A 22,782-nucleotide genomic window follows, 5' to 3' on the forward strand; every position below is an offset into this window, starting at 1 on the left:
CGGTCCCATTCCGAACCCGGAAGCTAAGCCTGTCTGCGCCGATGGTACTGCACTCGTCAGGGTGTGGGAGAGTAGGTCGCCGCCGAACACCCGTTTGCTGTAGGCCCCCACCATCTGGTGGGGGCCTACAGTCATTTCCGGACCGGTTTCACCCCGAGCAGGTCGGCCGGGGCCCTTCGAGTGCGCGAAACCAGTGTTCGACACGGCTTACGGTTTCGGCGTGCCCCCCGGTGACGCCGAGTGCGTGTTCCATGGTGATCACACGAGACAGACTCGTCATGAGTACCGAAGCCACCACGGGCGGCAGGTCCGCGTGATCGATTCCGTAGCGCTCGAGTATGGTGTTGATCGCGTTGGCCTGCTCCCGTCTGAACCGTTCCGAGTACTCGGCGATCTGGGTGCGAAGCGCCGGCCGGTGCCGGGACAGAGCGATGAACTCCATCGTCAGTGCCACGCCGGCGGGATTGGTACTGAAGTCCCACAGCGCCCAAAGCGGTTGCGGCGAAGCAAGTGCCGTTGCTTGGTATTCCAATCCCTGTTCGGCCCGACGACGGAACACCTCGAACAGTAGTTCGTCCATGTTCCGAAAGTAGTAGTGCACCAACTGGGGTTTGAGCCCGGCCTGGTCGGCGATACGGCGGGACGAGACGGCTGCGTAGCCGTGCTCGATCATGAGCTTTTCGGCGGCGTCGAGAAGTACCGTCCGATTCTTCGCGTCGGGAGCCCCGATTCTGCGCGGCGATGCCATGCGCGTTGTCCACCTCCAGGATTCACACATCGGGCTGTGTGTTACGCATCGTATGCGTCCGCGCCGGGAATGTGTTCAGTGTTTCCACCGCGCTTGATGGCGTGAGTCTTCCGCCGGGTTTATGAAAAGTCACTGTGGCGCGTCGATTCGAGACGGTACCGCAACCGGGGCGGATTCGTGTCTGGACGAGTTGCGCGCTTCACGTCGCTTGTGCGGATCGCAGACCGGGTGTCCTCGCCCGCAGGCGTCGACGTGACGGTCGCCGTGCCGATGTAGTGCATGTGACCTTGACCACGTTCGGAAGCGCGTGCTATTCATGTGCTCAGCAATGCTAGGCAAGTGATCAGCACGGGCGAGTGGTCCACCGCACGCCCACCCATCAGATCAGGAGGCTGCCGTGACCACCGCACCCGAGAACACCCCGACCTGTCCGATCGACCACACCGCGCTCGACGGCGACTACGCCCGCGACTACTTCACCGACCCCTACTTCACCGACGACCCGCATCCCTTCTACGACCACCTCCGTTCCCGCTGCCCCGTCCACCCCGTCACCCACGGCGTCCTTGCCGTCACCGGCTACGACGAAGCCCTCGAAGTCCTGCGCAACACCACCGTCTACTCCAACATCACCGCCCCCATCGGCCCGTTCCCCCCACTACCGTTCACCCCGGACGGCGACGACATCAACCACCAGATCGAGCAGTACCGCGACCAGTTCCCCCTCAACGAACACCTGGTCACCATGGATCCGCCTCGTCACACCAAGATCCGACGCCTGCTCGGCGGACTGTTCACGCCCCGTCGCATGGAAGAGTCCGAGGACTTCCTCTGGCGCCTCGCCGACCGCCAGATCGACGAATTCGCCGCAACCGGCACCGTCGAAGTCCTCAACGGCTTCGCCCAGCCTTTCGCGCTGCTGACCATCGCGAACCTGCTCGGTGTCCCGGAAGACGCCCACGACGACTTCCGCCGCCATCTGCTTGCACAGCAGGTCGGCGCAATGAGCGAGGGTGACGCCTTGGCCACAAACCCGCTCGAGTACCTCGACTCGAAGTTCACCGCCTACCTCACGGACCGCCGCACCACCCCCGAGAACGACGTCCTCGGTGCCCTGGCCGCCGCCTCCTACCCGGACGGGGACTTGCCCGACGTCGTCGAACTCGTCCGGCTGGCGACCTTCCTGTTCGGCGCCGGCCAGGACACCACCGCCCGGCTGATCACCGCCGGCATCCGGCACCTGGCCGAGAACCCCGAACTGCAGGCCACCCTGCGTGCCGACCGCACCCTGATCGGTGACTTCGTCGAGGAACTGCTGCGGATGGACGGTCCGGTCAAGGGCGATTTCCGGCTCACCCGCAAGACCACCGAGTTGGCCGGTCGTACGGTGCCCGCCGGCACCGTGGTGATGGTGCTGCCCGGCGCCGCCAACCGCGACCCGGACCGGTTCGAGGACCCGCACACCTTCAACCTCGACCGGGTCAACGCCCGCGAACACGTCGCGTTCGGGCGGGGGGTGCACACCTGCCCCGGCGGTCCGCTGGCCCGGATCGAGGGCCGCATCGCGATCGAACGGTTCCTCGACCGCACCGCAACCCTGACCGTGAACGAGGAACACCACGGAGCGGCCGGGCATCGCACCTACCGGTACGAGCCGACCTACATCCTGCGGGGCTTGGCCGAACTCCACGTCGATTTCACACTCGCGGACTGACCACCGGGCCGAACCGAACACACGAAAGGCAATCGCCATGGGGATCGCTGGGCGAGCAACCGGGGACCGGCACCGATCAGACGACACCATCGCGACGTCGGATGCAGTCGAGGCCGAACAGCCGATCTCGGCGACCACCGAGATCGGCGACTGGATGCGTGGCTACATTCGCCGGCATCCCGTCGCGTCGCTGGAAACCGTCGGTGGTCAATGCGTGCTGGGCATTCGGGCGATCCAGTACTTGATCGCAGACATCGCGACCCTGCGATTTCCGTTTGCGGAGTTCGTACGCCAGGCGGCGTTCATGGCCTCGGCGTCGGCACTCCCCACGATGTTCGTGGCAATTCCGATCGGTGTGACCCTGTCGATCCAGTTCGGGCTGCTGGCCGGGCAGGTCGGTGCAACGTCACTGGCAGGCGCGGCAAGTGGACTGGCGGTGATCAAACAGGGTGCACCGATGGTTGCGGCGTTGCTCATGGCGTCCGCAGCGGGTTCCGCAGTGTGCGCGGACCTGGGCTCCCGAAAAATCCGTGACGAGATCGATGCTCTCGAGGTCATGGGCATCTCGGTGATACGCAGACTCGTGGTCCCGCGTCTGGCAGCGGCGATCGTGGTCGGTGTCGCACTGACCGGATTGGTGACCTTCGTCGGGTTCCTCTCCGGCTATCTGTTCAACACGTTCATCATGGATGGCACACCCGGCAGCTTCGTGACGACGTTCGCATCCTTTGCCACCGTCGGGGATTTCATCCTGACGATGATCAAGGCACTCGTCTTCGGCGCGATCGTCGCCATTGTTGCCTGTCACAAGGGGCTCAATACCAGAGGGGGACCCGCCGGTGTCGCGAATTCGGTGAACGCCACCGTTGTTGCCTCGATCCTGCTCCTCATGATCGTCAATGTTGCCTTCACTCAGTTGTATGTGATGTTGTTCCCGCGGACGGGGTTCTGAGTGGCCTCGCGATATTTTCCTCCTGGCGCCAGGCCGATCGTCGGTGCGATCACCGCCCAGGTGGCGGTCGTCCAGCGACTCGGCCACATGATCGGGTTCCTGGTGCGGGCGCTGGCAGCGATTCCCACGACCCTGCGCCACTATCGCAAGGAATTCCTGCGAATTCTGTCCGATGTGACGTGGGGCAACGGCTCGATCGTGGTCGGTGGTGGAACCGCCGGAGTCATCATCATTCTCGGCGCAGCAGCCGGGGCGCTTGTTGCGATCGAAGGGTACAACGCGCTGCATCTGCTGGGTCTGGAGGCAGCCACCGGCATGATCTCGTCGACGGCGACGACCCGTGAGTTGGCACCGATCATGGCGTCCCTCGCGTTCGCTGCACAGGCCGGTTGCCGATTCACCGCGCAACTCGGTGCCATGCGGATCTCCGAGGAGATCGATGCAATGGAAACGCTTGCTATTCCGTCGATTCCGTACTTGGTCACGACGCGACTGCTCGCATCGATCGTTGCAATCATCCCGCTGTATCTGGTCTGCCTGGCCGCGAACTATCTCACCGTGCAGACCATTATCGGAATGTCCGGTGGTGTATCGGCCGGCACCTACGAACACTATTTCAGTCTCGTCCTCAGCGGCCCGGACATCCTGTACTCGCTGTCGAAAGCAGTTGTCTTCGTGGTTATCACGACGACGATTCAGTGCTACTACGGCTTCTATGCGTCAGGAGGGCCGCAGGGTGTCGGCACTGCCGCAGGCCGGGCGATGCGGTCGAGCATTTCCGCGATGATCGTGATCAATCTCTTGCTGACCGTGGCGTTCTGGGGCATCGGCTCCGGTGCCAGGCTGGGTGGGTGAACCATGTCGTTGTTGTTCGAAAGTGACGGACGTGGTCCCACTCCCACTCGACTGTTCATGCAAGGATTCGGTGCCCTCGTCATCGCAGCGCTTCTGCTCGGTGCTCTCGCCGCGAAGACCGGTGGATCCTTCGACCGAACCGTCGATGTCACAGCCACTCTCGCCGAAGTCGGCGATGGCCTGCCCGACCGATCCGATGTGAAGTTCCGCGGATTGCTCGTTGGTACGGTATCGGCCGTCGACGCGGCGACCGGCGATGGCCCGAATCTGGTCCACATCAATCTCGACCCCGTTCACGCACAGTCGATTCCGAGTACGGTTACCGCGCGGGTGGTGCCGAGCAATGTTTTCGCCGTATCGTCCGTCCAATTGGTGGACAACGGTGCGGCTCCCCCGTTACCAGCGAACGCGTACATTCCTCAGGATGAAAGCCTGGCGACGGTTCAACTCCAGACCGCTCTGACCAAGTTGCGGGAGATCGCCGCCGCGACCGCACGCGTCGGCACCGAACAGACTTTGGGTGTGCTCGCGGCCGTGGCGAAGGCCACCGACCAGCGCGGTGACGACATCGCCGAGGCCGGCGCGCAATTGGGGCGGATCGTCCGTGAGATCGGCACGGTCGTCGAGCCCGGTGAGGGACCGTCGACGCTCGACTCGTTGACCGGCGCAGTGCAAGGTTTGCACGAGTCGGCACCGGAACTGCTGGAAGCCCTGCATCATTCGATCACGCCGATGCGGACGCTCGTAGAGAAGGACGCAGCGCTGGCTGCGTTCCTGTTCTCGGGGGCCAACACGCTCGGGACAATCGGGACCGCCTTCGACAACAACACCGACCAGATGATCACCCTCACGACGCAGCTCACGCCGGTCCTCGGCGTCCTCGCAGACGGTTCGCCGTCCTTCTCCCAGATCGTGGTCAGCATGAACAGCATCACCAAGAAGTACTTCGAGCATTTCCAGCCGGAAGGCCAGCTCAACGGTGTCGGCAAGTTCGTCTTTCAGTTGACCCCGCACCGCATGTATACGAGGGCCGACTGCCCCCGATACGGCGACCTGGCCGGCGCGAGCTGTGACACCGCGCCGATCGGCGCCCCCGCGGTGCCATCGGTCGATGCTGCCGGATCGGCGATCGTGAGCGGAAACCCTGCAGGAGGCAGTCCGCTGATCGGCAACCCGCTGATCGGTAACCCGGTGGGCGGCAATGTCGGTCCGGTCGGAAGTCCGGGCGAGAAGGAACTGTTCGGCGCACTCCTCGGGGGTGACCTCAATTCTGCAGCGGAGATGCTCCTCGGTCCTCTTGCCAGAGGCGCGGTCGTCAACGTCGTGCCGGAACCGGAGGCGCCGCGATGAGCTACCGCAAGTCACTGATCGGATTGTCACTGTTCCTGGTGGTGTGTTGCGCGCTGGCGTGGACCGTGTTGGTGACGTTGCAGCGCGGGGTGCAGGGTCCGACAAACTCGTACAGTGCGGCATTTTCCGATGCTTCCGGTCTCCGCATCGGTGACGACGTTCGGATGGCGGGGGTCCGAGTGGGACGTATCGATTCGATTGCGCTCGTCGGCGCCACCGCCAAGGTGGGGTTCCGAATCGACGCAGGTCAGGTCGTGTACGGGAACACGAAGGCCGCGATCACGTACCAGAACATCATCGGCCAGCGATATCTGGGACTGTCGCTCGGCGACTTCGGGGATTCCCGGATCCTGCCGGCGGGCAGTGAGATCCCCCTGGAACACACCGAACCGTCGTTCGACATCTCGGTTCTCCTCAACGGATTCGAGCCGCTGTTCAGCGTTCTCGACCCCGAGCAGGTAGACAACATTACTACCGCGATTATCACTGCACTGCAGGGCGATTCCGGGTCGGTGACCACTCTGGTCGCGGAGACGACGAGACTCGCGGAGTCCGTCGCGGGTCCGGACCAGGTTCTCGGCGAACTGATCGGCAACCTCGACAGTGTCGTGCAGGACCTAGCGGTGCAGAGCGGCAACGTCGACACGGTCATCACGCAGTCGCGGGCCATGTTCGATCAACTGTCGGCGCGACGCGGCGAACTCGTCGGATCGGTGGAGCAGATTGCGACCGTCGCCGACAGCGTCTCCACGATCGTGGCGGAGGTGCAACCGGACCTGCAGGAATTCCTGGCTCGGGAACCGGGTTTCGCCCAGCACTTCAACGATCACAAGGATTCGTTCGAATACTTCGCCTTCAACCTGCCCGCACTGCTGAAAGGATTCGCCCGGGTGAGCCAGGAGGGTACATATCTCAGCACGTACCTGTGCAACTTCAACGTCACACTCGTCCCGGCATTGAGCAACGTCATCCCGTCGATCGTCGCGCAGGCCACACCCGAAGGCCGGGTCACTCAGTCCCCGGTGTGCAGGTGATCGACTGTGACCACCAAGCGTAGATTCCGACCCATCGAGGAATACACACCGCTGAACCTCGGCGCGATCACCGTCGCGGTCATCGCACTCGCTCTCGCGGCGACCCTGCTGGTCGGTTCGATCGGGATCGGAAAGCGCCAGTACGAGGCGGAGTTCGCCCAGGCTGCGCAGATCGCGCCCGGTGACGGAATCACGATCGCCGGTGTCCAGGTCGGCACGGTCGACGGAGCGCGCCTCGAGGGCGACCACGTGGTGGTGACGATGAAGATCGACGAAGGCGTTTCGCTCGGCGTCGACACCCGCGCATCGATCAAGCTGACGACGCTACTCGGTGCCCGCTACATCGAACTGCGACCGGCCGGTGAGGGAGAATTCCCGGATCATCGGATACCGCTGTCCAACACCGAAGTTCCGTACGACCTCATGGATGTTCTGGCCGACGCGACCACCACCTTCGAGCAGGTCGATGCCCGTGAACTCGGCGACACCCTCACGGTGCTCGCTGGTGAGCTGCACGACTTGCCGCCGCTGATGCCGCAGGCGCTCGCGAACATCGAGAATCTGTCGTCGGTGCTGGCCGAGCGTCGTGACCAGGTGGGCTCGCTGCTGGAGGCAACCGAGCAGATGACCGGTATCGTGCGAGAGCAACAGAGCAGTCTGGGGTCGTTGGTCCGAAATGGACGGGACATGTTGCAGGAGATAACGACCCGTCGAGAAATGATCGACGGACTATTCGTCGCGACCACCAATCTCGTCTCGGAACTCCACACCGTAGTCGTCGAGGACAGACCAGAAGTGGAGCAACTGATCGCGAGCCTGAACGAGCTGTTGCAGAGCCTCGGCAACAACGACGATCTGCTGCGCAACACCCTGCAGATCCTTCCCGTTGCCCTACGGAACTTCACGAACGCTACCGGAACCGCAAACGAGGTGGACTTCTCGGCTCCGGCCGGTCCGATGATCGACTCGTGGATGTGTGCGCTCAGCGGCCGGGCAGTCGAGCTGGACATGCCGGCCTACTTTCAGGAGTGCGAATGATCTCACGTCGGACGATCACCACCGGTGTCGTGGCGCTCGTCGCGGTCGCTGTGGGCTTCTTCGGGATTCGCGCGCTCCTGAACGGAGAGGACTCCCACACGATCACCGCGCAGTTCGACAACGGCGCCGGTCTGTATGAGGGAAATACCGTGGCGGTACTCGGTATTCCGGTTGGCACGATCACCCGGATCGAACCGAAGGGGCTGTACGTCGAGGTGACGATGGAGGTCGAGGGCTCGGTCGACCTTCCGGCCGATGCACAGGCGGTGGCGGTCTCGACGTCGGTGCTGACCGACCGGCACGTAGAATTGACACCGGTGTATCGCGGTGGCGACAAGCTCGGATCGAATGCGGTTCTGGGGCTGGATCGTACGAAGACGCCCGTTGAGTTCGATCGACTGCTCGCGATGGCAGACAATTTGTCGGTTGAGCTTCAGGGCGACGGGAGCGGTGGCGGACCCGTCGCGGATCTCCTGGCGGCCGGCGCGGCGGCCACCGACGGCAACGGTGACGCGATGAGGTCGGCCCTGTCGACACTGTCCGATGCGCTGCGCCTGGGCGACGACGGCGGCGCCGCAACAGCGAACGAAATCACGAGAGTCGTGGATGATCTCGCGGTCCTGACGACCGCGGCGGCTGCCAACGACAGTGACATCCGCGAATTCGGAGAGGCCACTCGTCAGATGAGCGAGATCCTGGCGGACGCGAACCTCGGCACCGGCGACACCGGAAAGAAGATCAACGACATTTTGGCCCAGGCGAACTCGATTTTGACAGACAATCGGGACACATTGAGCTCGACGCTCGCGAATGCGGAGACCGTGACACGGTCGCTCGCGGACTATCGTGACCAGCTCGCTGAGTTTCTCGATGTGACACCGCTGCTGATGGACAACGCATACAACGCGATCGACCAGGAGAACGGGGGTGCCCGCGTGCATGCGCAGCTCGAGAAGGTCTTCTTCGACGGCCAGTTGGTCAAGGAGGTCTGCAACCGCATGGGACTCGAACACCTTGGTTGCGCGACAGGGACGATGCGTGATTTCGGCCCCGATTTCGGTATTCCCGGCATGCTGGAGGGACTCGCGGGGTTGCCGAGATGACGGGCACGCGGTGGAAGTGTGCGATCGCAAGCACAGTGGTCGTCGTGGCGATGGCTACCGCAGGCTGCTCGGTCGGCCTCGAGGACCTGCCGCTTCCGGCGCCGGGCGTCAGCGGCGACTCGTACACGATCGGCGCGACGTTCGAGAATGCCCTGAATCTGCCGACCAAAGCGAAGGTGAAGCTTGCCGGCGCGGATGTCGGCGAGGTCGAGTCGATGCGGGTGGAGAACTACACCGCCGTCGTGTCGCTTCGCATCATGAACGGAGTAGTGCTGCTGGACGGTACGACCGCCGAATTGCGTTCGGCGACTCCCCTCGGCGACGTGTTCGTCTCGCTGCAACCGCCGGCCGACCCGGCGCCGGACGCTGCGGTCCTCGACGAGGGTGACAGCATCCCACTCGAATCGACTTCGGCTGCGGCGACCGTCGAGGAGCTGCTCGCAACGTCGTCGCTGCTCGTCAACGGTGGTGTCGTCCGGAATCTGACGAAGCTCGTCAACGGTCTCGGTTCGGCGGTGGACGGGAAAGGCGACCGGATCGCCGAGTTGATGAACGAGTCCACTCGCCTCGTCGGTGACCTCAATGCGCGGTCCGGCGAGATCCAGCGATCACTCGAACAGACGAACGGACTGGTCGCGACACTCGCAGACCAGCGTTCGACGATCAGCGACGCGGTTGCCGCGGCCGGTCCCGCGCTCGGTGTGCTCTCCGAAAATACCACGCAAGTAATCGATCTGGTGGCTCAGGTCGCCGCGATCACCAACCAGATTTCGAAGTTTCCGTCGGTTCAGGGAACCGATACTCGCAGCATGATCGCCGATATCAACACGGTCTCGGCCGAACTCAACCGGGCGGCGACCCTGCCGGGAGTGTCCCTCGACACGGTCAACCGGATCTTGGCCCCGGTCATCAAGGTGACGAACGGAACGTCGGCGCACACCGACGCGGATCTTCAACAGTTGGCGCTCGGCGCGCTGCCGGTCCCCGGACACGCCGGCGACCCGGGCAGCAAATTGCCCGACGGAACCGACTGGGCTGCCTTCGTGGGCACCTTGACGTACACGATGTTTCGACTCCAAGGCAAGTTCGGGGGGGGTGCCGCAATGACGGAACGCGGCAGGCAGAGGAGCGTCGTCGAGACGCCGGCACGTGCGCTGGTGTCCGGCGCGCGATACGCGTCGGCGCATCGGCTGGTGTTGTCGGTGATCGCGCTTGCTCTCACTCTCGTGCTCGGCGTCGCCTATCTGGTTTTCGGTGTCTTCCATCTGAATCCGGCCGACCGGAAGATCCACATCCGAGTAAATCTTGCGGAATCCGGTGGCTTGCTGCCCGATCGCAACGTCACGTTGCGCGGTGTTCCGGTGGGCCGGGTGACGGAGGTGACCCTGACCGACGGGGGCGTCGTCGCGGTCGCGGCGATCGATTCGTCGACGCAGATCCCTGTCGGCGGCGAAGTCCGGGTCGCGGGGCTGTCACTGGCCGGCGAGCAATATCTGGACTTCCGCCCGGACTCCGACAGCGGACCGTTCCTCACCGATGGTGCGGAGATTGCTATCGACGACACCTCGACTCCGGTGCCGCTGTCGGCGCTGATGGGAAATCTCGACGGGATGCTCGCCCAGATCGACCCGGACACAGTCCGGACGATCGTCGACGAACTCGGGATGAGCGACCAAGGACCCGGCAAGCTGACCGACATCGTCGACGGCGGAACGTTCCTCATCTCCACCCTCGATTCGGTGCTCCCGCAGACCGTGGGTGTGCTCAATACCAGCAAGATCGTGCTCGGTACCCTCTCAGACAGCGCGGCCGGTCTGGCCTCGACCTCTCGCAATCTGTCGACCGTGCTCGCGGGTGTCGAGTCTAAGGACGCGGGATTCCGGCAGTTGATCGACGGTGCGCCTGCGACGATGCAGTCGGTCGACACACTCTTCGCGGACAACTCACCCACAATGGTGCAGTTGCTGGGCAATTTGGCCACGACGGCACAGATGGCGTACCTCCGGGTACCTGCCCTCCACGAGTTCTTCTTCCCGGCCACGCGCGGTGGGTCGACGCTCGACGCGTTGGGGACGGCGTTCCACGATGGGGGCGTCTGGGCGTTCGTCAACATCTATCCCCGCTATTCGTGCGACTACGACCTGCCCAGGCAATCGCCTGCATTGCCGAACTTCCCCGAACCGTTTCTGCACACCTACTGTGCGAATCCCGATCCGTCCACCCTGGTCCGCGGTGCACGCAACGCGCCGCGGCCACCCGGAGAAGACGTCGGCTATGCGCCGCCGGCGGGCGCCGACCCGCTGGCCCAGAGCGATCCGACACCGATCGGGCCGTTGTCTCTGCCACTCGAACCCGGCGGTCCCGACCTCGACGACCCGAGGGTGCGTTGATCCGATCGCGGTGGCGGCGCGGCGACTTGGCAATTCGGCGACCTGACAAACCAAGGAGAAGGAGAACCGACGTGAGTAAAAACAGCAGGACAGCGACGGCCGTTGCCGAACGTACGGCGGTCGAACGCGCGACCGCGGACGGCGACCCGACGGCACCGGATGCTGTGGCCGAAGATGCTGTGGCCGACGGTGCTGTGGCCGACGGTGCTGTGGCCGAGGAAGGTTCGGGTTCCGACGCATCGAGCGACGGAAGTGTCGAGGTGAAGGATCCGGTCGACGAGAAGGTCCCGGGCGTAACGGCGAAGCGTGGTGAGCCGAATGGGAACGAGAACGAAACCGATTCCGGCTCCGGTGATTCGGTTGACCGTCGGCGCATTCTTCTCGTGACCGTCGGGCTCGTCGCAGTCGTGGCGATTGCCGTTGCGGTCGTGTTCGGCTGGAAGTTGGCGCAGGCCAACGCGGTAGACGACGCATCCGCCGCAGCCCTCGATGCGGCACGCTCCTATGCCGTTGTGCTCACCAGCGTCAGTTCGGACGACCTCGACTCGAACTTCGCTGCCGTGCTGGACGGCGCGACCGGCGAGTTCAAGGACATGTACGCACAGTCGAGTGAGCAGCTCCGGCAGTTGCTGGTCGACAACAACGCCACCGCGGAAGGGGTGGTGATCGACGCCGGTATCAAATCCGCGACGGCGACCGAGGTCGAGGTGCTGTTGTTCGTCGACCAGACCGTCACCAATACTGTTTCGCCCGAACCACGACTCGACCGCAGCCGGGTCGTGATGACGATGGAACTCGTCGACGGCCGCTGGCTCGCCTCCGATGTCACCTTGCCGTGACATCGGGGCGAACCGGAGTGAGGCGAACCGGCGTGGGACGAATCTCAGGCAGGTAGTGCGGGAAGCGCGGGCTCGCGCAACCAGGCATCCCACAGCGAACGCAGCGACGTATCGGTGAAACGTGCTGCGAGACCGATGAACTGCTCGGTGGTCACGTTCGAATGCCGGTTCTCCGTGGTCCACGTGCGGAGCAGCGCGAAGAACCGATCATCGCCCAGGTGGCGGCGCAGGGCGTGCAGCGTCAGCGCGCCGCGCTTGTAGACCCGATCGTCGAACATGTCCTTCGGTCCCGGGTCACCCAGCACGATGTCCTGAGGTTTGCGGGCCAAACCCCGATGCGCGTCGGCGGCGAGGTCGTGCGCGGACCGTCCCCCCGAATTCTCCGCCCACAGCCACTCCGCGTAACACGCGAACCCCTCGTGCAGCCAGATGTCACGCCAACGTTCGAGGGTCAGGCTGTTTCCGAACCACTGGTGTGCGAGTTCGTGTGCCACGAGCCGTTCCTCACGTCGCCGACCATCGCAGTGGTTGGCTCCGAAGATCGACATTCCCTGGGCTTCGATGGGAATCTCCAGGGCGTCGTCGGTCACCAGGGCGGTGTAGTGGGCGAACGGATACGGACCGAACAGGCGCCCGAAAACCTCCATCATCTGCGGCTGGCGCGCAAAATCCACATCGAACGACTTCCGCAACCGCGGCGGGTGCACCGCGACGATCGGCACCGGCGCCGACGACACCGTGCGTGCCTCGTAGTGGCCGATCTGGACGGTCGCCAGGTATGTCGCCATCGGTTCCGGCTGTTCGTACACCCAGGTGGTTTGGCTTGCCCTCGTGGTCTTCTGCAGCAGGGTGCCGTTGGCGACCGCGTGGAACGGAGACTCCGTGGTCAGTGTGATCCGGTAGGTGGCCTTCGAGCCGGGATGGTCGTCGCACGGGAACCACGTCGGCGCACCGTTCGGTTGGCTCGCGACCAGCGATCCCTCCTTCAGCTCTTCCCATCCGACGTCACCCCACATCGAATGCCGTGGTGCCGGGGCGCCCGCGTACTGGACGGTCACCGTCAGCACCGCACCGGCCGGGATCTTCTGTGTCGGCGTGACGGTGAGTTTGCCGTCCCGGTGCACGTACTTCGCGGGCCGGGCACCGTTGACCGCGACCTTCGACACCCGCATCGTGTCGGCGAGATCGAGTGCGAACTTGCCGCGGACGTCCGTTGTGGTGGCGATGACCGTGGCCCGGCCGGCAAGCCGGTTCGAGGCGGCCTTGTACATCAACTCCAGCTCGTAGCGGGACACCCGATATCCGCGGTTGCCGCTCGTCGGCAGATACGGATCGAGCGGCCGGTCCATCCCGACGGGAGCGACCGGTTTGGCTGTCTTGGCGGGCTTCACCGAGGTGACCAATCACCGGGTGTGGTCCAGGGGGCGATGGGATTGCCCTGCCAGCGGGTCGATGCGGGGACGACGTCGCCGCGCATCACCAGCGATGCCGGTCCGACGGTGGCCCCGGCGCCGATGCCCGATGCCGGCAGCGCCACGCACTGCGGGCCGAGGGTGGCTCCGTTCTCGAGTGTCACGGTGTCCATGGACATGATCCGATCATGGAACAGATGTGTCTGAACCACGCACCCCCGTTCCACCGTCGCGCCGTCCTCCAGAGTCACCAGATCGGCCTCCGGCAACCAGTAGCTTTCGCACCACACGCCGCGGCCGATGTGCGCGCCGAGCGCCCGCAACCACAGGTTCATCGCGACGGTTCCGGTTGCGGGGCGCGCGAACCAGGGGGCGGCCACCATCTCGACGAATGTGTCCGACACTTCGTTCCGCCACACGAACGAACTCCACAGTGGATGCTCCACACGGCCGATCTTGCCGACCACCAGCCATTTCGCTGCCACCGTGATGATGCAGGCGACCGCTCCGGCGACGATGAGGACGACACCGCCGAGCAGCGCGGCGAGCAGGTAGCCACCCGCGGCAGCGAGCGCGTTCAACGCGAAGAGCACACCCAGCCCGATCCCGAACGTCACCATCATCGGGACGAGCCGGAATGTTTCGACGATTCCCCGCGCCACCTTCAGTTTCAGCGGGGGAGCGAACGTGCGGCTGGCATCGGAGTCACCGGCAGCACGCCGCAGCCGGACCGGTGGGCTACCGAGCCACGACGAACCGGACTTCGCCTTCGACGGGGCCGCCGACAACACCGCGACGAGCCCGTGCTTCGGAACCCGGCGACCCGGTGCGGCCATCCCCGAGTTCCCGAGGAACGCGCGCTTGCCGACCTTCGCGTGTGAGATGAACAACCAGCCGCCCCCGAGCTCGTAGGACGCGACCATCGTGTCGTCGGCGAGGAATGCCCCGTCGGCGACCTTCGTGAACTTGGGGACCATCAGCACCGTCGATGCCTCGACATCCTTACCGATGTCGGCGCCGAGCAGCCGCAACCAGATCGGGGTGAGCATCGAGGCGTACAGCGGGAACAGGAAGGTGCGGGACGAATCCATGAGACGTTCGGTGGCCCACACCTGCCAGCCGACCCGGCTGCGCACCGGATGCCATCCCTCGGTCATGCCGATCGACAGCAACCGCACCGATACGAGGGTGAGCAGCGCGAACACGAACATCGTCAGGATTCCGGCGGCGGGCAGCATCATGAGGGAACGGACGACGGCGTCGGTCAGGGTGACGGTATTGCGGACCCACCAGCCGATCAACGCCACACCCGCACCGATCGCGAGGAGGGGAAGCCCGGCGAGTAGCACGGAGGTCACGCCGAACACCGGTACCCAGCCCGACGAGCGGCTGGGCGGCTCGGCCGGCCAGGGGCGGGCGGCGCGGCCCACCTTCACCGCCGGTGAGCCGGCCCACTGCTGCCCCGACTTGACGCGGCCGAACACCGCGGAACCCGCTTCGACCACCGCGTTCTTCCCGATCTTGCAGCCGGGGTTCAAGGTGGACCTGGCGCCGACCGATGCGCCCGCACCGATCCGGATCGTGCCGATATGCACGGTGTCGCCGTCCACCCAGTGACCGGACAGGTCCACTTCGGGTTCGATCGAACAGCCGTCACCGAGTTCGAGCATGCCGGTCACCGGCGGCAGACTGTGCAGATCGACGCCGTGCCCGATCTTCGCGCCGAGTGCACGGGCGTAGTACAGCATCCACGGTGCACCGGACAGGTTCGCCGCACCGCTCGCCTCGACCAGTCGCAGCGACGTCCACAGCCGCAGGTGCACCGAGCCGCCGCGCCGATAGGTGCCGGGCCGTACCCCGCGTAGCAGCAACCGGATACCCCCGACCGCGATCGTCATACGACCGAGCGGGGTGATGAACAGTACGAAGCCGACCAGGACCCACCACCACGACAGGGTGACAGTCCACGGCACCGAAACAACAGCGGCGAGCACGTTGTTCAGCACCGCCATCCACGTCACCCATTGCATGCCGGTCAGGGTGGCGAGGGGAACCGTCGCGGCGACCTGGATCAGTTGTGCGGACCGCGACACCGGTTCGACCCGGCGCGGCTCGACTGTTTTGGTGGGGGCGAGCTCGTCGAGGTACAGGGCGAGCGAACCCAGTCGGGGATGGTCGTACAGTTCTGCGACCGTCATCTCCGGGTAGCGTTCGCGCAGCGCCGTGACGAGCTGGGCTGCCGACAACGAGCCACCGCCGAGTTCGAAGAAGTCGTCGTCGAGACCTTCGACGCGCGCACCGAGCAGCGACATCCACAGGCTCGCCACCCATTCGGCAGTGGGATCGAGCCCGAGTTCTTCGGCGGAGTCCGCGTCGGCCCCGGGCAACGGCCACGGAAGGGCATTGCGATCAACCTTGCCGGATGTGCGGGTGGGAAGTTCGTCGACGAGTGCGAGCCGCGGCACCATCGCAGCGGGAAGCTGCTCGGTGAGCAGGTCACGAGCCGAGGCAACGTCGAAGTCCGGGTCGGTGCTGGCGATGTACCCGACGAGGATCGAGTGCCCGGACCCGGTCTTGCGCACGGCGCACGCGCCGCCCGCGACACCGGGCAGGTTCTGCAGCGCGTTGTCGATCTCTCCGAGTTCGATGCGTCGCCCGCCGATCTTCACCTGGTCGTCGGCGCGTCCCTGGAACAGGAGGCCTGCACGATCGAGGGTCACCAGGTCACCGCTGCGGTAGGCCCGTTCCCAGCCGAGTGTCGGCATCGGTGCGTACTTCTCGGCGTCCTTGGCGGGATCGAGATAGCGGGCGAGGCCGACTCCGCCGATGACGAGTTCGCCGGTCGCGCCTTCCTCGACGGGCATGCCGTCGGCGTCGACGACGGCGAGATCCCAGCCGTCGAGGGGCAGGCCGATGCGAACGGGGCCGACACCGTCCATGGGGGCGGCACACGCGACGACGGTCGCTTCGGTGGGGCCGTAGGTGTTCCACACCTCTCGGCCGGGGACGGCGAGCCGTTCGGCGAGGTCGGGGGGACACGCTTCGCCACCGAAGATGAGGAGCCGCACCGCTTCGAGTGCTTCGGCCGGCCACATCGCCGCGAGTGTCGGCACGGTCGAGACGACCGTGACGTCGCGGGCGACCAGCCACGGGCCCAGATCCATGCCGGATCGTACGAGTGATCGCGGCGCAGGGACCAGGCACGCGCCGTGGCGCCACGCCAGCCACATCTCCTCGCAGGACGCGTCGAACGCCACGGACAGGCCGGCGAGCACCCGGTCGCCGGGCCGGATCGGCTCGTCCTGCAGGAAGATCCGTGCTTCGGCGTCGACGAACGCCGCGGCATTGCGGTGTGTGACCGCCACACCCTTCGGGGTACCGGTCGAGCCGGAGGTGAAGATGATCCAGGCGTCGTCGTCGAGTCGCGGTCCGCGCACCTGAGGATCCGCGGATGGGAGTGCGGTGCCGGGCCCGATCCCGTCCGCGGTGACGATCGCGGTGACCCGCGCCTCCCCGAAGACGAGTTCCGCTCGTTCGTCCGGGTCGTCCGCGTCGACCGGGACGTAGGCCGCGCCGGCGGCGAGTACCGACAGGATCGTGACGTACAGGTCTTTCGTGCCGGACGGCATGCGTACGCCGACCCGGTCTCCGGCTCCGACCCCGGCGTCGGTCAGGCGGTAGGCGCCCGCGATGATTTCCTCCGCCAGTTCCGCGTAGCTGAGCGTGACCGCGCCGTCGTCGATCGCGGGGGCGTCGGGATGCTTGTCCGCTGCGCTGCGCAGAACGTCGACCAGGGTCCGCGGGGCGGGTGCTAGTGGCGAGCGCAGGTACTCGTCCGGTATTCGAGCCGGCCGACCCGGGTTCGTCGTGGGCTGGACAGACATTCTGCGCGTCCTTCTCTGGGATCGATGGTGCGTGCGGCCGGTTTGTCTCACACCGAGGTTTACGGCAGGTGAACTGGTTCCCGGTGTGACGGTCGCTGCGACGATTGTCCTCCGGCTCATCGAATTGTCGCCTCTCGGCCCCGTGCGGATGTTTCGGTTTGACAACATCGGTGCCGGGCTGCCATTCTCTTTCGCAGGTCACGAGTACCAGCAACAAGCCCCGGCTCGCTGGTCGGCAACCCTCCTCCGCGGTGGGGTGCTCCGGGTGACGACCTGGCTGTGTTTCCACAATGGATGCAGCAAGCGCGGACTCCGCCGACGATCGAACATTGTCGTGGCGATCACCGACGGGTCCCTGACCAGACGAGGGACTTCTCATGACCGCCGCAACCACCGCCACCTGCATCGCGCCCATCGCCCGCGTCTCCGGATGGGACCTGCAGGTGCCACTCGTCCAGGGCGGGACCTGCACGTACGCGAACTTCGACTATGCCGCGAGCGCCCCGGCGCTGGCCGCCGTCACCGATCGCATTGCCGAGTTGCTGCCCTTCTACGCCAGCGTGCACCGCGGCGCCGGCTACGCCTCGCGGATCACCACCGACGCCTACGAGCGGTGTCGTACCGTGGTCGCCGAGTTCGTCGGCGCAGCCGACGACCAGGTCGTCGTGTTCACCCGCAACACCACCGATTCGCTGAATCTTCTGGCCACCGCAGTACCCGGCGATGTTGTTCTCCTCGACATCGAGCACCACGCGAACCTGCTGCCGTGGAAGAACTCCCGCATCGTCGAAGCCGCCGATACCGTCGCCGGGACGATCGAGCGGCTCGCTGCGGAACTGCGCCGGGCGCCTGCCGCGCTGCTCGCGATCACGGGGGCTTCGAATGTCACCGGTGAACTGCTCCCCATCGAGGAACTGGCCGGCCTCGCGCACGACTGTGGCGCACGCATCCTCGTCGACGGTGCGCAGCTCGTGCCGCACCGGCGCATCGACCTCGCCGCGGCCGGTGTCGACTATCTCGCCTTCTCCGGCCACAAGACGTACGCGCCGTTCGGTGCCGGTGTCCTCGTCGGCCGACGCGACTGGCTCGACGTGGCCGAGCCCTACCTTGCCGGTGGCGGCGCCGTGCGCGAGGTGCGCCTTGATCGCACCGAATGGGCTTGTGCCCCTGCCCGTCACGAGGCCGGTTCGCCGAACGTGCTCGGTGCCGCGGCGATCGCAGCCGCGTGCGAGGCGCTCGCCGGCCTCGACACCGACGCCGTTGCTCGTCACGAAGGCGAGCTGAGCCGACTGCTGGTCGAAGGCCTGCGCGACGTCGACGGGGTCGAACTTCTTCGCCTGTGGGACGATTCGCACGACTCCGTCGGTATCGTCACATTCACGGTCGCAGGCTACGAGCCTGCGGAGATCGCGGCCTACCTGTCGGCCGAACACGGAATCGGTGTGCGGGACGGAAGGTTCTGCGCGCACCCCCTGCTGGCCCGGGTGGGTCGCGCCGGCGGCGCGGTACGTGCCTCGATCGGCCTGGGAAGCTCGTCCGCCGACGTCGAGCGCCTGGTCGCGGCGTTGAGCAGCCTCGTCGAGCAGGGTCCGTCCTGGGCCTACGCGAAGACCGACGGACTGTGGGGTCCGTCGCCGGAAACCCGGCCGGGTCTCGCGACGGAACGCGCGGGTGCGTCGGAGTGCGTCTGATCCGCTCGATCGACAATTCCCCATCAGGTCGGTAGGGTATCGCGCATGGCATCGCGGATCGCATCGAACGTCGCCACCCAGTGGTGCCGGCGTCATGTCGATCTGTGCCGTACCGCCTCCGGCATGTGTACGAGCTGAACGAAATTCCTCACGTTTCCAGCTCACCGCCGCGGCAACACCGCGACATATCCAAGGGACTCACATGTCGTACAACAACGTCGTATCCGCAACCGCTCCGGCCCGCTCACTCCATGTCGCCGTCGAACTTCCGGGCGCGTTCGGTCCGCACTACTGGGCCGATCTGACCGCCGGGAGTCCAGACGAGGGTGCGCTCGACCTGAGTGCATCGCGGCCCAATGTGGCGCGCATTCGTGCCACCGACCTGCGCGAGACACGCAAGGTCCGCGATCGTGTACGTGCCGAACTCGCCGCCGAAGGTCGCGATCCCGACAGCGTCACCGTCCTGGTCGACCTCGAGGTGGTCGTTGCCCCTGACGCGCGCAGTGCACGAAAGCAGTACGCACAGCTGGATATTCCGCGCACGGCGGATACTCTGTCGTACGTCGGCACTCCGCGAGGGCTCGCCGGCCTCATCGCCGACATCTTTTCCACTCACGTCGCGGACGGCGTCACCCTCGTTCCCCTGGCACCGTCGTTTACCGTCGAGTACATCGTCGACGGCACGCTGGGGTGGCTCGAGTCCCGCGATCTCGTCGTCCCCGCCCCTTCGGTCATAGAAGTATTGCGCCGCTTCGGATCTGGATTCGAGGGTTTGGTTCGGGCTTCGTAGTTCCGCCAGTGGGAACCTGTCGAGTGGGGTGGGAGGAGATTCTCTCACCCCACTCGGCTGCGTTCAGGCCGTGCGCCGTGCGAGTGGTTCGACAACGTGCACACCAGGATCGGGGTCGAAGCGGTAGCCGGTACCGCGCACCGTGCTGATGATCTGGCCGAATCTGCCCAGTTTCGTGCGGATGCGCGACACGTGGACGTCGACGCTCCGGTCCCGGCGGTGGTCGAAGCACACGTCACCGGGTTCGAGTTCCCGTAGTGCCGACCGGGACACGACTGTCCTCGGGCGCCGGACCAACCGCGAAAGAATATCGAATTCGGTGTGGCTCAGTAATACTCGGCCGTTGTCGAGGATGACGTCGCGGGCAGGCAGGTCGATTACCAGCGGCAACGGAGTGGAGCTGAGCAGCGTATGTGTGCTCACGCCCGGCACCAGGTCCTGCGCTGTCTCGCGCAGTGCGTCGGCAAGGGCGGCGAGATCCGTGGACGAATGGGCTCCGGTGTCGGAAAGCTGTACAACCAGTACGAGTTGTGTTGTGGCGGTCATGGTGTCGTGTCCAATGGTGGTGGTGGTCGGTGGTGGGCTGCAGCCGTGGCGACGCAGTGCGGAACCGTACGGCGGAATGCGAAGTGGACGGCCGTCCCTGTGCAATATCGGCCCCGGAAAGAGTTGGGGGACAGAGAGTTGGGGGACAATATGGATAGTGCGACGAAATGGGATGTGGGCGTCAGACCGCACACAGGCACGAGCGGGTGCGGCACAGGTCGATATGCCTGCGGCTCCACGCTCGGATGGTCACGCTGACACTATAGGCGAGCGACCCCGGTACCGGTACCGGCGGCCGGTCAATCCACCTCCACGTCCATACCGGCGGTGATGCGGAGGAGTTCCCGATAGGTCGTGCGGAACACCGTGTTCGGGTGGCCGCCTGCGGCCCACAGCAACGGGTGTGCCGCCAGCGCACGATCCACATAGGTCGGCAGGTTGGTCGGGTGGCCTACCGGGGCGACGCCACCGACCGGTTGCGCGGTGACCTCCGAAATCAGGTCTTCGGACGCCTGCACCAGCGTTCCGCCGAGTCGCTCACCGCAACGCGGTGTGTCGACTCGGTGAGCGCCGGAGACCAGCAGCAGAACCGGTTCGTCGTCGAGTTCGAACACCAACGACTTCACGATCGCGCCGACATCGACGCCGAGCGCGGCGGCGGCCTGCTCGGCGGTGTGCACCGACTCCGGCTGGGTGCGGATCAAGCCGGGGTGCCCGCGCGAGATGAGCGTGTCGGACACGTGAACAGCGTTCGGATGCAACGTCGCGGACATGGTTCCAATGTAGGAGCGGGGAGTACCAACCGTGCGGAATCGATCGTGCGGAATCAATACGCGGGCGGAATCAATACGCGGGCGGAATCAATACAGCGGAAAGCCGTCCTCCGGTCCGAGCATGCGCTCGAGTCGCGTTCGCGTGATCTTCGCGAGTTCGTCGGTGCGGATCTTTCGCTCGGCGTCGATGTCGTTGTCGAGGCGGTGGACGAGATCGGCGAGCAATTCGTCCGGCCCGCGACCGGCCGAGCACCACAGATAGCGGAAACCGAACCGCTCCTCGTACGCCTGCGCCGACTGCGCGATCGCCGTCATGGCCCGACGATCCTCATCCCACACCGAGCACTGCTCGGATCGAGAGTGTGCACTGCGCGGTCGTCCGCCGACGGCCGGGTGGCAGTCCACCGCGTCGCCGATGCTCACCTCGTCCAGCGTGACGATGACCGCGTCGGCACGGGCGAACAGTTCGGTGTGGCAGGCATAGGGGCGACCGGCTGCGACTGAGTTCGCCCAGCCGAGCGACGCGCAGCACTCGTACAGCGCATGGACAGCGCCGCGGCGACTGAGTGCGTTGAAAGCACCGAGACCGATTCCTTGGTGCAGAAGCATCTCTGCGCTCCTTTCCCGAGCCCGACCGACAGACCGGCATGCGGTCGGATCAAGCATCCACCGCACGTCAGGTGTACTTCCAGTGTCGTGACCGGGAATTTTCGAGCCGTTAACAACGTTCCGGGGGTGAACGTGACAAGAAGCTCGGTGTGAACCGTCGGCGAAGATATTACTCTCGGGTAATGACTGATCACTCCAGTTGGAAAGCTTTCACCGTCGAGGTCGACGCGCACGTCGCCCGGGTCACCCTCGTCGGCCCCGGTAAGGGCAACGCGATGGGACCCGACTTCTGGTCCGAACTGCCGGAACTGTTCGCCGCTCTCGACACCGACGACGAGGTACGCGCGGTCGTCCTTGCCGGCGCGGGCAAACACTTCTCGTTCGGTCTCGACTTGCCCGCGATGAGCGGTGACCTCGGCAAGGTTCTCGCCGGAAATGCTCTCGCCAAGGCACGCACCGAGTTCCACGCGATGGTCAAGCGTATGCAGGCCGCGATCACCGCGGTCGCCGACTGTCGCAAGCCCGTCGTCGCAGCGGTGCAGGGGTGGTGCATCGGTGGTGGCGTCGACCTGATCTCCGCAACCGACATCCGTTACGCCTCGGCCGACGCCAAGTTCAGCGTCCGCGAGGTGAAGGTCGGAATGGTTGCCGACGTCGGCAGCCTCGCCCGGCTCCCGCTGATCATCGGTGACGGACACACCCGCGAGCTCGCGCTCACCGGAAAAGACATCGACGCTGCGCGAGCCGAAAAGATCGGCCTGGTCAGCGACGTTTTCGACGATGCCGACGCCGTTCTCGCCGCAGCCCACGCGACCGCGACGGAGATCGCAGCCAACCCGCCGCTCGTCGTCCACGGCATCAAGGACGTGCTCGATCACACCCGCAGCCCGCAGGTCGACGACAGCCTCCGCTACGTCGCGGCATGGAACGCGGCGTTCCTGCCGTCCCAGGACCTCACCGAAGCCATCTCCGCCGTATTCGAGAAGCGCCCCCCCAACTTCCAGGGACACTGACCTTCAGGGCTCCCCATGAACGAGCGAGCGGTACATTCAGT

The 22,782-nt window shown here is 65.4% G+C and carries 18 protein-coding genes, 1 rRNA gene and 1 riboswitch; of the genes, 13 read left to right on the plus strand and 6 right to left on the minus strand.

Annotated elements, in window-relative coordinates; translation table 11 throughout:
* Positions 1 to 88 (plus strand): 5S ribosomal RNA (gene rrf, locus WAX14_RS21170); the annotation flags it as partial.
* Positions 89 to 148: 60 nt separating this feature from the next.
* Here the strand turns inward: rrf and WAX14_RS21175 are convergent.
* Entirely contained in the window at positions 149 to 748 is a 600-nt protein-coding gene (locus tag WAX14_RS21175; RefSeq protein WP_422630012.1) for a TetR/AcrR family transcriptional regulator, read from the minus strand.
* 433 nt (positions 749 to 1,181) lie between these two features.
* On the opposite strand from WAX14_RS21175, the gene WAX14_RS21180 reads away from it, so the two are divergent.
* The 9 genes from WAX14_RS21180 (at position 1,182) to WAX14_RS21220 (ending at position 12,023) form a co-directional block, all read left to right on the plus strand.
* Positions 1,182 to 2,462, plus strand: coding sequence for a cytochrome P450 (locus WAX14_RS21180; RefSeq protein WP_422630026.1), 1,281 nt, complete (start codon positions 1,182 to 1,184; stop codon positions 2,460 to 2,462).
* Positions 2,463 to 2,616: 154 nt separating this feature from the next.
* Positions 2,617 to 3,414: an MlaE family ABC transporter permease gene (locus WAX14_RS21185; RefSeq protein ID WP_422630027.1), complete on the plus strand. Its 798-nt coding sequence runs from the start codon at positions 2,617 to 2,619 to the stop codon at positions 3,412 to 3,414.
* Positions 3,415 to 4,269 carry an MlaE family ABC transporter permease gene (locus tag WAX14_RS21190; protein WP_422630013.1) on the plus strand — a complete coding sequence of 285 codons (855 nt, stop codon included), beginning with the start codon at positions 3,415 to 3,417 and terminating at the stop codon, positions 4,267 to 4,269.
* Between the two features lie 57 nt (positions 4,270 to 4,326).
* Positions 4,327 to 5,619 (plus strand): MlaD family protein, encoded by a 1,293-nt coding sequence (locus tag WAX14_RS21195; protein WP_422630014.1) that lies wholly within the window; start codon positions 4,327 to 4,329, stop codon positions 5,617 to 5,619.
* Positions 5,616 to 6,653 (plus strand): MCE family protein, encoded by a 1,038-nt coding sequence (locus tag WAX14_RS21200; protein WP_422630015.1) that lies wholly within the window; start codon positions 5,616 to 5,618, stop codon positions 6,651 to 6,653. The genes WAX14_RS21195 and WAX14_RS21200 overlap by 4 nt, the downstream gene beginning before the upstream one ends.
* A gap of 6 nt (positions 6,654 to 6,659) precedes the next feature.
* A complete protein-coding gene (locus WAX14_RS21205) occupies positions 6,660 to 7,691 on the plus strand; it encodes an MCE family protein (RefSeq protein WP_422630016.1) in 1,032 nt (343 codons plus the stop codon).
* A complete protein-coding gene (locus tag WAX14_RS21210) occupies positions 7,688 to 8,794 on the plus strand; it encodes an MCE family protein (RefSeq protein ID WP_422630017.1) in 1,107 nt (368 codons plus the stop codon). Before WAX14_RS21205 ends, WAX14_RS21210 begins: the two co-directional genes overlap by 4 nt.
* A gap of 50 nt (positions 8,795 to 8,844) precedes the next feature.
* Positions 8,845 to 11,184 (plus strand): MlaD family protein, encoded by a 2,340-nt coding sequence (locus WAX14_RS21215; RefSeq protein ID WP_422630028.1) that lies wholly within the window; start codon positions 8,845 to 8,847, stop codon positions 11,182 to 11,184.
* A 71-nt stretch (positions 11,185 to 11,255) separates the two neighbouring features.
* A complete protein-coding gene (locus WAX14_RS21220) occupies positions 11,256 to 12,023 on the plus strand; it encodes a hypothetical protein (RefSeq protein WP_422630018.1) in 768 nt (255 codons plus the stop codon).
* 44 nt (positions 12,024 to 12,067) lie between these two features.
* Here WAX14_RS21220 and WAX14_RS21225 read toward each other — a convergent pair whose 3' ends face one another.
* Both WAX14_RS21225 and WAX14_RS21230 read right to left on the minus strand, forming a co-directional pair.
* A complete protein-coding gene (locus WAX14_RS21225) occupies positions 12,068 to 13,372 on the minus strand; it encodes a M1 family metallopeptidase (protein ID WP_422630029.1) in 1,305 nt (434 codons plus the stop codon).
* A gap of 38 nt (positions 13,373 to 13,410) precedes the next feature.
* Positions 13,411 to 17,319, minus strand: a complete 3,909-nt coding sequence (locus WAX14_RS21230) for a Pls/PosA family non-ribosomal peptide synthetase (RefSeq protein WP_422630019.1) — start codon at positions 17,317 to 17,319, stop codon at positions 13,411 to 13,413.
* Positions 17,320 to 17,515: 196 nt separating this feature from the next.
* Positions 17,516 to 17,631, plus strand: a riboswitch (SAM riboswitch).
* 65 nt (positions 17,632 to 17,696) lie between these two features.
* On the opposite strand from WAX14_RS21230, the gene WAX14_RS21235 reads away from it, so the two are divergent.
* Positions 17,697 to 19,010, plus strand: coding sequence for an aminotransferase class V-fold PLP-dependent enzyme (locus tag WAX14_RS21235; protein WP_422630020.1), 1,314 nt, complete (start codon positions 17,697 to 17,699; stop codon positions 19,008 to 19,010).
* A 202-nt stretch (positions 19,011 to 19,212) separates the two neighbouring features.
* Entirely contained in the window at positions 19,213 to 19,800 is a 588-nt protein-coding gene (locus WAX14_RS21240; protein WP_422630021.1) for a hypothetical protein, read from the plus strand.
* 63 nt (positions 19,801 to 19,863) lie between these two features.
* Here WAX14_RS21240 and WAX14_RS21245 read toward each other — a convergent pair whose 3' ends face one another.
* From WAX14_RS21245 to WAX14_RS21255, 3 genes are all read right to left on the minus strand, one after another.
* Complete coding sequence (locus WAX14_RS21245) at positions 19,864 to 20,346, minus strand: winged helix-turn-helix domain-containing protein (protein WP_422630022.1); 483 nt, start codon at positions 20,344 to 20,346, stop codon at positions 19,864 to 19,866.
* A gap of 299 nt (positions 20,347 to 20,645) precedes the next feature.
* The gene (locus WAX14_RS21250) at positions 20,646 to 21,119 is read right to left on the minus strand and encodes a YbaK/EbsC family protein (protein ID WP_422630023.1); all 474 of its coding nucleotides are present in this window, start codon (positions 21,117 to 21,119) and stop codon (positions 20,646 to 20,648) included.
* 87 nt (positions 21,120 to 21,206) lie between these two features.
* A complete protein-coding gene (locus WAX14_RS21255; RefSeq protein ID WP_422630024.1) occupies positions 21,207 to 21,728 on the minus strand; it encodes a 2-oxo-4-hydroxy-4-carboxy-5-ureidoimidazoline decarboxylase in 522 nt (173 codons plus the stop codon).
* Between the two features lie 182 nt (positions 21,729 to 21,910).
* Here WAX14_RS21255 and WAX14_RS21260 point away from each other — a divergent pair, with 182 nt between their 5' ends.
* The gene (locus WAX14_RS21260) at positions 21,911 to 22,741 is read left to right on the plus strand and encodes a crotonase/enoyl-CoA hydratase family protein (protein ID WP_422630025.1); all 831 of its coding nucleotides are present in this window, start codon (positions 21,911 to 21,913) and stop codon (positions 22,739 to 22,741) included.
* Positions 22,742 to 22,782: the final 41 nt, after the last annotated feature.

It is taken from the genome of Rhodococcus sp. (in: high G+C Gram-positive bacteria) (genome assembly GCF_049299235.1).
Lineage (GTDB): Bacteria > Actinomycetota > Actinomycetes > Mycobacteriales > Mycobacteriaceae > Rhodococcus.